At 41.0% G+C, this 13711-nt stretch carries 14 protein-coding genes; 5 read left to right on the forward strand and 9 right to left on the reverse strand.

Annotated elements, in window-relative coordinates; all coding sequences use genetic code 11:
• Positions 1-68: 68 nt before the first annotated feature.
• On the reverse strand, positions 69-719 hold the full coding sequence (locus tag A3775_RS18300; protein ID WP_066375533.1) for a hypothetical protein: 651 nt from the start codon (positions 717-719) through the stop codon (positions 69-71).
• 427 nt (positions 720-1146) lie between these two features.
• On the opposite strand from A3775_RS18300, the gene A3775_RS18305 reads away from it, so the two are divergent.
• From A3775_RS18305 to glgB, 3 genes are all read left to right on the forward strand, one after another.
• Positions 1147-1335 carry a hypothetical protein gene (locus A3775_RS18305; protein WP_066375872.1) on the forward strand — a complete coding sequence of 63 codons (189 nt, stop codon included), beginning with the start codon at positions 1147-1149 and terminating at the stop codon, positions 1333-1335.
• A 610-nt stretch (positions 1336-1945) separates the two neighbouring features.
• A complete protein-coding gene (locus A3775_RS18310; RefSeq protein WP_369815926.1) occupies positions 1946-2188 on the forward strand; it encodes a glutathione S-transferase in 243 nt (80 codons plus the stop codon).
• A gap of 216 nt (positions 2189-2404) precedes the next feature.
• The gene (gene glgB, locus A3775_RS18315; protein ID WP_066375535.1) at positions 2405-4693 is read left to right on the forward strand and encodes a 1,4-alpha-glucan branching enzyme; all 2289 of its coding nucleotides are present in this window, start codon (positions 2405-2407) and stop codon (positions 4691-4693) included.
• Between the two features lie 166 nt (positions 4694-4859).
• Here the strand turns inward: glgB and A3775_RS18320 are convergent, their stop codons facing one another.
• The 3 genes from A3775_RS18320 to A3775_RS18330 form a co-directional block, all read right to left on the reverse strand.
• Positions 4860-6140 (reverse strand): nucleotidyltransferase family protein, encoded by a 1281-nt coding sequence (locus A3775_RS18320; protein ID WP_066426171.1) that lies wholly within the window; start codon positions 6138-6140, stop codon positions 4860-4862.
• Between the two features lie 257 nt (positions 6141-6397).
• Positions 6398-7282: an alpha/beta fold hydrolase gene (locus tag A3775_RS18325; RefSeq protein WP_066375540.1), complete on the reverse strand. Its 885-nt coding sequence runs from the start codon at positions 7280-7282 to the stop codon at positions 6398-6400.
• 50 nt (positions 7283-7332) lie between these two features.
• Positions 7333-7821 (reverse strand): HugZ family protein, encoded by a 489-nt coding sequence (locus tag A3775_RS18330; protein WP_066375542.1) that lies wholly within the window; start codon positions 7819-7821, stop codon positions 7333-7335.
• Between the two features lie 244 nt (positions 7822-8065).
• Between A3775_RS18330 and A3775_RS18335 the strand changes: the two genes are divergently transcribed.
• Together A3775_RS18335 and A3775_RS18340 are read left to right on the forward strand one after the other, a co-directional pair.
• Complete coding sequence (locus tag A3775_RS18335) at positions 8066-9544, forward strand: CIA30 family protein (protein WP_066375544.1); 1479 nt, start codon at positions 8066-8068, stop codon at positions 9542-9544.
• Between the two features lie 183 nt (positions 9545-9727).
• Positions 9728-10075, forward strand: a complete 348-nt coding sequence (locus tag A3775_RS18340) for a hypothetical protein (protein WP_066375550.1) — start codon at positions 9728-9730, stop codon at positions 10073-10075.
• Positions 10076-10191: 116 nt separating this feature from the next.
• Here A3775_RS18340 and petE read toward each other — a convergent pair whose 3' ends face one another.
• The 5 genes from petE to A3775_RS18365 all read right to left on the reverse strand — a co-directional run bounded on the left by petE (position 10192) and on the right by A3775_RS18365 (position 13691).
• Complete coding sequence (gene petE / locus A3775_RS18345) at positions 10192-10611, reverse strand: plastocyanin (protein WP_066375552.1); 420 nt, start codon at positions 10609-10611, stop codon at positions 10192-10194.
• Between the two features lie 393 nt (positions 10612-11004).
• A complete protein-coding gene (gene psbV, locus A3775_RS18350; protein WP_066375553.1) occupies positions 11005-11496 on the reverse strand; it encodes a photosystem II cytochrome c-550 in 492 nt (163 codons plus the stop codon).
• A 69-nt stretch (positions 11497-11565) separates the two neighbouring features.
• Positions 11566-11805 carry a hypothetical protein gene (locus tag A3775_RS18355; protein WP_066375555.1) on the reverse strand — a complete coding sequence of 80 codons (240 nt, stop codon included), beginning with the start codon at positions 11803-11805 and terminating at the stop codon, positions 11566-11568.
• A gap of 210 nt (positions 11806-12015) precedes the next feature.
• On the reverse strand, positions 12016-12852 hold the full coding sequence (locus A3775_RS18360; RefSeq protein WP_156481674.1) for a carbohydrate ABC transporter permease: 837 nt from the start codon (positions 12850-12852) through the stop codon (positions 12016-12018).
• Entirely contained in the window at positions 12849-13691 is an 843-nt protein-coding gene (locus A3775_RS18365) for a carbohydrate ABC transporter permease (protein ID WP_156481681.1), read from the reverse strand. The genes A3775_RS18360 and A3775_RS18365 overlap by 4 nt, the downstream gene beginning before the upstream one ends.
• Positions 13692-13711: the final 20 nt, after the last annotated feature.

Raw genomic sequence — 13711 nt, forward strand, 5'->3', positions numbered from 1 at the left:
GATGGTTGAGCAACAAGCCACACCATAGACCTGATCAATATTTACTGGTGACTGCTCACTCAAGTTAATTAGTATCCCAGTGGCGAGGGAGGTGACGACTGCTTTGGTGACTCGGTTTCTGGACTAGGGGATATGAAATTAGAATTAGGAGAAGTAGGGGACAGAAAAATCGTGTTGGCGGGAGTCGGCGATACAAATCCCGTTACTTTTTTTTCTGCTTCCTCGGCCATTTTGTTGATTAGTGTGGCATTGGTTGTGGTAATTTGTCGTTCATGACGTTGTAGGTTTTGTAACTTGCGATATTCCTTACCCCACATTTCTTGAGTGTAAACTGTCAACCCATATACAGCTAAACTGGCTGCGACTAATAAAAATGCTACGAGTGAAGAATGGCGATGTAAGGTGTACAGTCGCATTAACCACATAGGTATAGCTGTAGCATTAGGCACTACGGGTACATTGACAAAATTGGACTGGGAACTTTTTAGTGTTGGACTTGACTGACTTTTTTCCCGATTTTGCCAACCTGTGAATACAGGCAGTGATAAATTTTTCGAGGAAAGCCGTTGTCTGGGAGCAGGTGCTGATGCGGGTTGAGTGGAGTCTGTCCCAGTATTTCGAGATGCTTGTCGCCGCTTCCTACTCCGAACAGATGGGGTAGCACCACCCCGAAACCCAGTACCAGTCTTAGAAACATCTGATTTGCGAACAGCAGCCATAACTTTTTAAGATAGGAAATATTGTATTTTAGACTGATTATCAGTTTTTGCTAAGGATAGAATCACTGTTGATTAGCCTTTTTCATCCTCCAGCTAACAGCTTGGAGGTTTTCAAGGTTTTTATTGGTAGAGTATACCTATTTTTTTCATTGGGCAAGGGTCTGAGGTTGCCTAACTCGCAAACTGTCTACTCCTGTTTTCCCAACTATTGATTTTTTCTTTTGCGTCCTAAATAATCATCAAGTTAAATTGTTCTGAAACTCAGATCCACTCATCCATCTATGACATCAGTCTAAACCTGATAAACTTAAGCCCAAGTATTGTTTTTAAATATGTAATTCACAGTGGTTTAAAAAATCTGCAACAAATAGGTTATCTTATTCAACAGACGACTTTTTTTATGGTCACAATTGGTGAAAGAGGAGTTATGAAAACAAAAATCTTTGCTTTAGCTGTTATGCTCAGTATGGCTACGTTTCTGGGAGCCTGTGAAAGTGGCACTCAAACCAATACTACTACGCCAGCTGCCACAGGTGAGCCAACTGACACTGGTGCTACCCCTGCTGCTACCCCTGCTGAAACTACTACCCCTGCTGCGACTCCCACCACTCCCTAGTTCCTGAAAAGGTTTGTCATTGTCTGAGGTGATGAGTGCCGGTATATTTCACAGCTAACTCCTGTGTTTGAGTGTGGCTGAATATAAACTGGAAAAGTTCCTCAGAAGTGCAGTTTTGGTAAAGCAGTAGTTAAAGGACACTGGTGAGGATGTTTCTTCTGACCCAAGTGTCCCAAGATAGGACAAAAAAATCACCCATCCTGGAGCGGAATTTTAGAGAAATTATCCTGATAACTTGTGGTAATTTGGTTTATTTATGGCTTGACTATCTGTGATTAGTTACAGCAATGGTGATCAGAATCGTAATCTAGTTGAGCCATGTTGACTTAGTTGATCAAATCGGTGCGGTACTAAATTATAAGTAAATTAAATACTAAATTCCCAATGTCAATCTTGGTGGGCATATCTCAAAAGCGAAGCAGTCCAATATTGGAGAAGCGATCGCACTCGTCCAGTAAAACTGTAGAATACCTAGAAACACATCATTATAGCCAAAAAATTTGTTAAGTATTCCGTGCAGAACCTCAAAATATACCGTTTGAAGTGGCTGAAGTTGGCGATTTTGAGCCTGAGCAGTAGTGTGTTGGTGTGGTTCCTGAGCCATTTGGGGATGGCCGTCATGGCATTACCACCACAAGAGGATACCCCAGAGGAAATATTACGAACAGAAATAATTATAGATGCGCGATCGCCTGTAGATGGCAAGCCCCTGACTCCAGCAGAATACGCACAACTGCAAGAACAGTTACAAGTCAGCCCACCGCCAAAACTCAGTGAGAAATTACGGGAAACTCTGTTTCTGTTACGGTTACGCAAAGCTTTACTTCAGTTTTTCCCATTTTTAGATTTTTAAGGAATTAGTCATTAGTCATTAGTTTTTCTCCTCTGCTCCCTCTGCTCCTCTGCTCCCCCTGCTCCTCTGCTCCCCTACTACCCAATCCCTCATCCCAATAACTCAAGATACGATAGGATAACGGTGACGACAAAACTGCAAATAAATGTAAACAATATAGATATACAAAACCGAATTTAGTCAATCAGTTTATTTTACGTAGGTAGCTTAATGTCCATGACCACGATAGCTCCTGAACAGGTTAATCGCATCGTTTGGAATCAGCATCATGATCCTTTTGAAATCCTCGGTTCTCACCCCATAGAACAAAACGGTAAAAGCGTTTGGGCTGTGCGAGCTTACTTACCAAATGCTAGTGCAGCTTGGGTAGTTCTGCCGGAGGAACGCCAAGAATACCCCATGCAATCGGTACATCATCCCCATTTTTTTGAATGTACGATTGAAACGACAGAACTATCAAATTACCAACTACGGATTAAAGAAGGGGAGCATGAGCGCGTCACCTATGATCCTTACGCTTTTCGCTCTCCACGTTTAACAGACTTTGATTTGCATTTGTTTGCGGAAGGTAATCACCACCGCATTTATGAAAAACTAGGGGCGCACCCCACAGAAATAGACGGTATTAAAGGTGTTTACTTTGCCGTTTGGGCCCCCAATGCTCGCAATGTGTCTGTCCTAGGAGATTTCAACCAATGGGATGGACGGAAACACCAGATGCGTAAGGGACAGACAGGTGTTTGGGAATTATTCATTCCTGAACTGGAAATCGGAACCCATTATAAATATGAAATCAAAAATTTTGAAGGACATATTTACGAAAAATCAGATCCCTACGGTTTGCAGCAGGAATGCCGTCCAAAGACGGCATCAATTGTCACGGACTTAAATTCATATCAATGGCATGATGCAGACTGGCTTGAACAGCGTCGTCATACCGATCCCCTTAGCAGTCCCATCTCAGTTTACGAAGTTCACTTAGGCTCTTGGTTACACGCTTCTAGTGCAGAACCCGCTAAACTACCTAATGGTGAAACTGAGCCTGTAGTCATAGCCGCAGAACTAAATCCCAATTCACGCTTTTTAACTTATCGGGAACTAGCCGAGCGACTCATCCCCTATGTTAAAGAGTTGGGATACACCCATATAGAAATGTTACCCATTGCCGAGCATCCCTTTGACGGTTCTTGGGGTTATCAAGTAACAGGATACTTTGCCCCTACTTCCCGGTTTGGTACGCCGGAAGACTTCATGTATTTTGTTGACCAATGTCATCAAAACGGTATTGGGGTAATAGTCGATTGGGTTCCGGGTCATTTTCCCAAAGATGGACATGGTTTAGCCTTCTTTGATGGTACTCATCTCTACGAACACGCCGACCCCCGCAAAGGTGAACATAAAGAGTGGGGGACTCTGGTATTCAACTACAGCCGTAACGAAGTCCGCAATTTCTTAGTGGCAAATGCGCTGTTTTGGTTTGATAAATACCACATTGATGGTATTCGTGTCGATGCCGTCGCTTCCATGTTATATCTCGACTATTGCCGTAAACCAGGAGAATGGTTGCCCAATGAATACGGTGGTAGAGAAAACTTAGAAGCGGCTGATTTTCTGCGTCAAGTCAATCATATAATTTTCAGTTATTTCCCAGGGATTGTTTCCATTGCGGAAGAATCTACCGCTTGGCCGATGGTGTCTTGGCCTACTTACACAGGTGGTTTAGGCTTTAACCTGAAGTGGAATATGGGCTGGATGCACGATATGCTGGATTATTTCAGTATGGATCCGTGGTTCCGTCAGTTCCATCAAAACAATGTCACTTTTAGTATGTGGTATCACCACAGCGAAAATTTCATGCTAGCTCTTTCCCATGATGAAGTCGTGCATGGTAAGAGCAATATCATTGGTAAGATGCCTGGGGACAAATGGCAAAAGTTTGCTAATGTGCGTTGTTTGTTTGCCTATATGTTCGCCCACCCAGGTAAGAAAACCATGTTTATGAGCATGGAATTTGGACAATGGAGTGAATGGAATGTCTGGGCAGATTTGGAGTGGCATTTGTTACAGTATGAACCACACCAACAATTGAAACAATTCTTCCAAGATGTCAACCATCTCTACCGTTCCGAACCAGCTTTGTATACCCTGGACTTTGTTAAGGAGGGGTTTGAGTGGGTTGATTGTAGCGATAATCGCCATAGTGTGGTGTCATTTATTCGCCGTGACAAGAATGCTGAGAATTTTATCGTGGTAGTGTGTAACTTTACTCCACAACCACACTCTCATTACCGCATCGGTGTTCCAGAAAAAGGATTTTACACTGAGTTATTCAATAGTGATGCTCGTCAGTATGGCGGTAGCAATATGGGTAATTTAGGCGGTAAGTGGACTGATGATTGGTCTATGCACAACCGCCCGTATTCGCTGGATTTGTGTCTACCACCTTTAGGGGTGTTGATGCTGAAGTTAGATCGCCAGAAGACTGCTGAGGCGATGCAATCTTAATCTCAAGGGTGGGCATTGCCCACCCTGATATATCCAGGACTTACACAACTGGCATATCAGTAGGGTGCGTCAGATAGCAAATATACATTTATTGACAGTATGTAATTAGTCTGACGCACCCTAAAAGACATATTTCATGATCACACTGGCGTAAGTCCTAATATTGTTAACTCGGAAGTGACTTGCGATCGCTAAACAAAGCAACACCCCATTCTAGTCCTCGTTGTAATGGTGTCAGTCCAAATTTGATCACTAATCTGATGGGACGAATCAGAAAATAAAGACTAGCAAGCCAATTAGGTAAAGGCAAAGCCTCATAATCATTATCTTTAGGCGTTAGCGCAAATTGCACAACAAACAGACATAACAGAATTTTGTATTTGATATTTTCTATCAGTCTGAAATGAAAAGTTAAACGCCAAGACCAAAAAGACCTTTCAAATACATCTAAAGGTGCGTCAATTTGTTGAAACAATCTTTCTTTGACTTCTGCTGCCAGTTTGGGAATAATTGCAGATGCGTTTATTCTTTGCTTAACTTCATCTGGTAAAGTAATTCCTTGGATATCCTGCGCCAAAGTTAATCCCAATAACAGCATGCGTTCGCAATTTTGTTTTTTAGCCTCCTCCCATAGTGTTGACCATTGAATTTGGGGATAAGCTTTGATTAATTCTGCAATATCGCAAATCCAAGATAAACTTTGCCATAAATCTTTACAACCATGTACGCAGAGGTACAAAAGTGAGTCCTCTAGGGATAGTTGGCGGACAGTATTACCAGCCAGAGATATGGGTTCTAGCCGTTCCCACAACTGATTAAATTTCGGCTTATAAGGAAAGTAAGTTGGTGTCAATTCCCAGTGTAGGTCTATAAAAACTCTACCATCATCACTCACTAAGCTGCATTCGCCAAATACCTCTTGCAGTTCATTTCGTGCGGTGGTTAAGTATTCCTGTGGCTGGTATTTTTGAGTTTTTAAGAGTTCTATAACTTCGGGGACATCTTGCTTTTCTACTAGAATGTCTAAATCCCCAAATCTTCGTAGGGACAGATTACCATAAGCTGAAGTCGCCAAGATCGGCCCTTTGAAGGCGATGGCACGAATACCATTAGATTCTAGAAATTTGAGTATACTGATGAGTCTGTGAGACAGGAAGAGATTGTTCAGCGTAATTCTTTGGCACTCAGTTTGTAAACACTTGAGAATCTTGGCGGGAACTTGATCTGGACAAGTGTTCTTCAGGTTTAAGTACAGTAGCGGTTGGACTTTATGCCAAAAAGCTATTTTGAGTAAATAATTCCAGTCTATTTCTTGCTGTAACAGCATCTCAATTTTTGATGCTGTTTCCTGGCTAATTTTGGTTTGAGCCAAGCAGATGAGTAATTCGGCTTCTTTGTCGTGATTTAGATTTGGGGTAGGTGCAGATATTTGAGGTAATGTAATCATGTTTTATAAAAATGAATAGCTCTTGTAATCAAACAAACTTGCGCTTTTACCTAAAAAATAGGGAATAGGGAACTGATTAAAAGTAATTATTTCATCAATGGAGATGCTCTGATGTAAAAGTTCGATAAAATTTTTGTATATAAAATTACTCTGTTTCTTGTCAAATTATTACATAACTATGCTGAATTAACTACCCAAAGATAGATGCAATTGTCAAAGCCTTTTCTAGTCAAAGATTCCTCAAGCTCTAACCTGGGTTAGATATAAAGCCGTAACAATCCGATCAAGACTTCTGGGATTTCTAAATGGGGTAATACTCCGGCATCTGCGATCGCATGAAATTCTCGAACTGCATTGATATTTAAACTAGCCAAGCGTCTTCCTAATAGGATGCTAGTAAACTGCGCTTTCTCTCCCCAGAAAAATACTGTAGGTGTTTTTAGTTGCTGAATATACAAACTTAAGTCAAAGTACAAATCGCCACGTAAAAATGCTAAAGCAGCAAACTTAGCATTAGGTTGTTGTGCAGAATTTAAGTAAGCATCTACCATTTCTTGTGAAACACGTTCTGGGTGAGCAAACAGAAAGCTTTGTAAAAAATTTCTCACAGCAATTTCATTTTCTGCCCCAAGGGCATAGATGATATTATCTAATAAAGGTGTATTAATTATCGGTAGTGGTAGTCTGCGTCCTGCACCTTGACCAAAGTCATCAAACCCAGAGGGACAGACTAAATATAAACTGTGAAATAAATCAGGTTGCTGAATAGCTAGGCGGATAGTCAAAGCCGCAGTTAGTGAAGAAGCTACGACTGTGACAGGCTGGTGACAAGTTTGGCTGATCAATTGGGCGATCGCTGTGAGATAATCTGGAATCTGGTAATCTCGGACTGGATGAGCAGAATCTCCCCAGCCGATTAAATCTGGGGCTAATATCCGGTGTGTCGGCGCGAAAGCTGGGTAAACTTTTGACCATTCATAAGCAGAAGCCCCACCACCAAAGTTATGTAAAAACAGTAAGGGCGGTAAGTCCTCAGTGTGATCATTCAACCAAGGTGCAGCAGTTTGGGTATAGTAAACCATTTTTCCCAAAGATGTATTGATCACTTTATGCCCAAAGCCAGGAGGTTGAAACTGAAGCATAGTATTTACTTTTTTGCGTGTTAATACTGAGACAACCAGTAAACTATATTTTATCCGGTAACTTGTGCTAACTGATGGAGGCGATCGCCAGTGATCTGGTAAGCTGCGCCAAAACCGATGACAAACCGACCCTCACTAGGAGTCAGTTGGAAAATCCGAAAGTCAGCCAAACCCCGTAAAACTTCAATAATCTCACCAAAACGTCCATGAAATTGCTCAACAACTAACTTCCAAGTTTCCGATTCTCGCTCAATTAAAGTAGCTGTACAATCAAAACTCAACCGGCGACGCGCAAAAATTTGATTTGTCTGAGATTCATCCTCAATAAACAACACACATACATGAGGATTAGCATAAATATTTTTCGTATGAGTTGAAAGTCCACTCACATAAATATAAATATTCTTAGCATCATCCATCACAAACGGAGTATAACTAGCATTAGGAACTCCCTCTGCATTAACCGTACTAATAATGACGCTTTCAAACTGCTGACAAAACCCTTCGTACTCAGCCTGAGCTTTTTCGATTTGGCTCATAAATCAATTCAAAATTCAAAATTTAAAATTTAAAATTCCAACCACCCTAAATCATACCAGAAGCCAGGGGAGTGAGGTTAGCAGATTGCAACCTGATAAAATACCAACTCATCCGCGTTTATCTGCGTTTATCTGCGTTCAATTATTTTTCTTGTACCTCACACTGGTCGAGAAACACTAAACTTAATCACTGTTACATTTCGTTATGATGTAGCAAGACGATGTTGATGATGAGGACGCAAAAGTGGCAGATAAAAATCGTTCTCAATGGGACTTAGGTAGGTTTGTCCAAACCTTGACATATTTTGAGGTGATACCTTTGCTTAACTGGATACAGCAGTTAATCCCAGGTAGTCCGCAAAATCATCCACCGGATGGAGGTAAAAGCATGGGTGTAATTTTAGTAGCAGGTGCAACTGGTGGGGTTGGTAAACGCGTAGTCAAACGACTCTTAGAAACAGGTGTGAAAGTGCGCGCCCTGGTGAGAGATATTGATAAAGCGCGGTCAATTCTTGGTTATGATGTTGACTTAGTAGTGGCTGATATCACTAAACCAGAAACCTTAACGCCTGTCGTTATGGCTAATGTTGAAGCTGTAATTTGTTGTACAGCAGTGCGTGTACAACCTGTAGAGGGAGATACACCAGATAGAGCCAAATATTATCAAGGCGTGAAATTCTATCAACCAGAAATTGTGGGCGATACTCCTGAAACAGTGGAATATCAAGGAGTAAAAAATTTAGTCGAAGCGGCGGCGAAATATTTACCATCTGCTGATGAAAAACTGATATTTGATTTCACCAATCCCTCAACCGAGTTAAAAAATGTTTGGGGTGCGGTGGATGATGTGGTGATGGGTGGTGTGAGTGCGAGTAATATTTTCTTGCGAGAAAACACCGCTTTATTTACTGGTAATGTCTCCACTGCTAACTCTGGGGGATTTGCCTCTGTGAGAACGAAAAACTTTGACCCACCATTTAATTTATCAGGTTATGCAGGTGTGGAATTGCGTGTCAAAGGTGACGGTCAGCGTTATAAATTTTTTCTCAGGACAGATCCGCAATGGGATAGTTTAGGTTACAGCTATTCTTTTGATACTGTAGCTGACACTTGGATAAATGTGCGTGTTCCTTTCGCCGATTTGATTCCTGTATTTAGAGCTAAATCTGTCCCCAATGCGCCAGCAATTGATAGCAGTAAAATCAATTCTTTTCAATTGATGTTGAGTAAATTTGAATATGATGGCGCATTAAATCCTAAGTTTTCCCCTGGTAATTTTGCGTTGGAGGTGGAAGAAATTAAAGCCTATGGTGGAAGTAAAAAACCACAATTTATTCTAGTCAGTTCCGCAGGTGTGACTCGTCCAGGTAGACCAGGAATTAATTTGGCGGAAGAACCACCAGCAGTCAGGTTAAATGACCAACTGGGGGGAATTTTAACTTGGAAACTCAAAGGAGAAGATAGTTTAAGAGCCAGTGGAATTCCTTACACAATTATTAGACCTTGTGCTTTAACTGAAGAAGCAGGAGGTAGAGCCATGATATTTGAGCAAGGTGATAATATTCGGGGTAAAATTAGCAGAGAAGATGTAGCATTATTATGTGTGCGATCGCTGCAACAACCACAGGCTTGTAATGTTACCTTGGAAGTAAAGGAAGGGGAAAGTATAACTCAATCTATCGATTGGGAAGAATTATTTTCTCATTTAAAACCCGACCTGTAAGTAATGCCGCATCGCACAGTAGGGGAGTTAAGGAAATCAAGAATTTACAGCAGGTAACAGGGAACAGGCAACAGGGAACAGCTTTAAAAGTCACTTAGCATAAGACTTTGTTCCTCAAATTTGTACCTAATTTACCCCAAATCTGCTGTAATTCAATGCCTTCTCCCCCAAGGAGTTAATTAAATGTTTCGTAGATTATTATTTGCTATCGCTTTAGTAATTGTTATTTGGCTAGGTTTATTATCTAGCCCAGCTTCATCGCAACAGATTGAATCTCGTCTTAATAATTTACAAGCTGATTTTAATCGGGTAGAGTCCAGATTAAATCAATTAGAATCACAGTTTTCTCAAAATCGCCAACTTCCATCTTCCAGAACAACAATTACACTACCATCAGGTTCTAGAAGAAATGTATCGCAGTCAGAACGAGACAGAATGTTTGATAGGCTAGCAACTTTAGTTGTAGAATTAAAGCAACAAGTCAATCAATTAGAAGCGCGAGTTTCTCGACTAGAGTCACCTAAAACATAAAATTTGTGGTGACAAGTCCATTTTTACACCGCTAAATCGCATTGCACATCTAAACGGGAATAGACGAGTCACCACTATTGACTAACTGAGCTACAAAGCCTAAAAGTTGATCTGGTCTAGCCTTCAACAATGATTTTACCAACCATACCTGCACCACGATGAGGTTCGCAGTAGAAGGTGTATTCACCAGCAGGAGCATCTGCGGGGAAAGTGGTTGTTACTTTTTGACCAGGACTCATCATTAAGTTTTTGTTAGACAGAGATTTAGCTAAATCAGCACTCTTAGCTGGGTTGAGAGCAGCATCAAAAACAACGTTGTGAGGAGGTACTTTGTTGTTTAACCATTCGATGGTATCGCCTGGCTTAACTGTCAATTTTGCAGGTTCAAAGCCCAAAGCTCCCTTATCAGTACCCAGTTTGATTGTGTAAGTTTCAGCCGCAGCACTGGGGGTAAAAATGGCGAAGCTGCTAACAACTAAAACAAGAGTCAATACAGCCAAACTAAAACGTCGCCAGCTAGCAGCAATTAATCTCATGGCGTTCTCCTAATCGATATCTTTTATTTTCCCTCTCTCATTTTAAATAAAATTAACGCCAAATATGACAATATGTCGTAGATAAATTTTTTTTTTAGCAATGGGCAGAGATAAATAGCAAAAAAATGGCAAAATAGCAAGCTCTGCTTAATATTTATTAGCCATTGGTCATTAGCCAGACTCTCTGACAGATCAAAAGTTCTTTTGACAGCAAGCGGGAGACTGTGGGGGGTGGTTCTGAGTCCTGTGTTCTGAATCCTGCATGGCGAGGAAATCACATTGAGGAGACAGTATAAATCCGCAATCAATTTCCTGGTCTTCAGAACTCAGAACAGTCTAGGGAAACCCGCAGAAGTGTTTACAGGACTCAGCATTTAGTCAAAAAAATTGACCTTAGTAGTAGATTTTACCGCCGCCCCATTTGTCGCCCAGAATTTTTGGCTGAAGCAGAATATGACCAGCGATCGCTTTCAGGTCATCATCAGTCAAATTACGCATTTCGGTAAAAATATCTGCGCTCTTGGTGCTGGGGTGTAATTCGGAAATCTCTTCTTCCCCGTCGTAGGTGGTGGGATTCTTCATGTAATCCACCAAACCCTCAACGTTGTCACGCTTGGGTGTTGCTAAAGCCAAAGCTTCTGGTTCCAGTCCTACGTTTTGGTTTGTCTTAGTTACACCACCGACATGGCATTGAGCGCAAGCGTATTGAAATAAACGTTTGCCTTCTTTAACTTGTTTTAAACTGAGGGTAACGGTATCACCCTGAGCATTGAATTTAACTGTTCTGGTAGCTTCGTCCAGTTCCACAGCTGTTGCACTACCGACAACCAACTGAAAAGTCAGTAAAACAGTAGCCACAACAACGCCAATCAGTCTTCTAAACATTGTTTCCCCTTAAAGATTTTGACGCTCAACACAGCTTAGAAAGTAATACTCAATCTCTAAAATTGCTAACTAATGATTTTTTACCAGTAGCTTCAGCCCACAACTAACTCTGGTGACTGTGTACCGAGTTGATTTTGGGCGTGTCGCAGACAATATTTTGTCAATTATTGCCTTTGCATCCTCTAACGCCAAACAGATGGCTTGCTGTTTGTGAGCAGTTAGAAGTTGGATTACCACAGCCGAAACCTTGACAACAGTCACACTGTAGTCTATGGGTATCTCTGCGATCGCTTGGTTTACACAACCCATAATGTTTGTTAACTGACAGATAGAGATTGAGTCGCTGTAATACCAATATCACGTTAGGAGTGCAATTTGTTGCTGAAAATTTGAATGGGGACTGGGGACTGGGTATTGGGGACTGGGGACTGGGTATTGGGGACTGGGGACTGGGGACTGGGTATTGGGGACTGGGGGAGAAAAACTAATGACTAATGACTAATGACCAATGACTAATGACTACCCTTTACCACCTGTAAAGGTAGCGGATTCGATGAAGTAGCGGTTGAAATAGGCGTAAATACATAAGGCTGGTAGGGTGAATACCATAGAAGCAGCCATGATGTAATTCCAATAGCTGATGTATTGACCTTTGAAGCTGTTCAAACCTAAAGGCAGGGTAAACATTTCTGGGTCAAATAATATTACTATAGGAAGTAAAAAATTATTCCAACTACCCATAAACACAAATACTGCTTGTGCTGCAAGGGCGGGTTTAGCTAAAGGTAAAATAATATACCTAAAAATGCCAAATGTATTTAATCCGTCTAGTTGGGCTGCTTCTTCTAATTCTTGGGGAAAGTTGACGAAAAACTGCCGCATCATAAATATAAATGTGGCATTTACCATACTAGGTATAATCATTCCCTGATAAGAATTCAGCCAACCAATTGCTTTTAAAATTAAAAATGTGGGTATCAGTGTGATTTGTGCTGGTACTGCTAAGACTGCCAAAATTAACAAAAACCAGAAATTTCTCCCGAAAAAGCGCAGTCTAGCTAAGGCGTAACCCGCCATCGAATTAAACAGCAAGTTGAAACCTGTGACGCTGACAGCAATGAAGATACTATTGAATAACCAGCGTAAAAATAGGGGTTCTTGTAAAAAGATTTGCTTGTAGTTATCAAGGGTAAAATGTTTCGGTAAAAAATTAGGCTCACCACTGATAATTTCTGAGAGGGGCTTAAATGATGCCGACAACGCCCAAATAAAGGGAATTAAGGTGATGATGGCATATACAGTTAAGACTATGTATAAAAGCAATTTTAGCCAGGAAAATCTAGAGAGAATTTTCACGCTTTTTCACCTCCAAACAATCGCCTTTGTAGTAGCGTAACGGCAATAATTATCACAGCTAATACAAAGGCGATCGCCGCAGCATATCCCATCTGTAAATAGCGAAATACATTTTGATAAATCAGCAACACTACCGTGAGTGTGGCATTATTAGGGCCACCAGTACCACCAGAAAAAATATAAGACTGATCAAATAATTGAAAAGTGCCAATTATGCCTATGACGACAACAAAGAATGTTACAGGTTGCAAAATGGGAATCGTAATATAAATAAATTTTTGCCACCAATTAGCACCATCAATTTCTGCGGCTTCATAAATTTTTTGCGGAATATCTTGCAAAGCTGCTAAATATATCACCATATAAAACGGTGCAGTTGACCAAATATTCATAATCATAATACCTTTGAGGGCAACGGCTGGATCACCTAACCAGTTATAGGTAGGTAAACCCAGAAAAGCCAAAAAATCATTGAGTAAACCATCAGTGTTATAAATCCACATAAAGATAAGGGTTAACACCGCCGAAGAAGTCACTGTTGGTAAAAAATAAAGAATACGCCACCAATTTCTCGCACGAATTCCTGAATTTAAACTTACTGCTAAAAGTAAAGCCAAAATCGTTTGACTGGGTACAACAATGGCGACGTATTCGGCTGTATTTTTCAGTGCAATTCCCACCTGTGCATCATTAACTAATCGGTTAAAGTTATGCAAACCAATAAACTCGTAACTAATACCGCCTAAAAGTTGCACTTTATGTAGCGAAAGAAAAACAGCGTAGAGAATCGGCAGCAAGACAAAAGTACCTAAAACCAGAATGGCGGGCATCATGAACATATACCCCACCAGACTATCTG

The sequence above is a fragment of the Anabaena sp. 4-3 genome (assembly GCF_001597745.1).
Lineage (GTDB): Bacteria > Cyanobacteriota > Cyanobacteriia > Cyanobacteriales > Nostocaceae > Trichormus.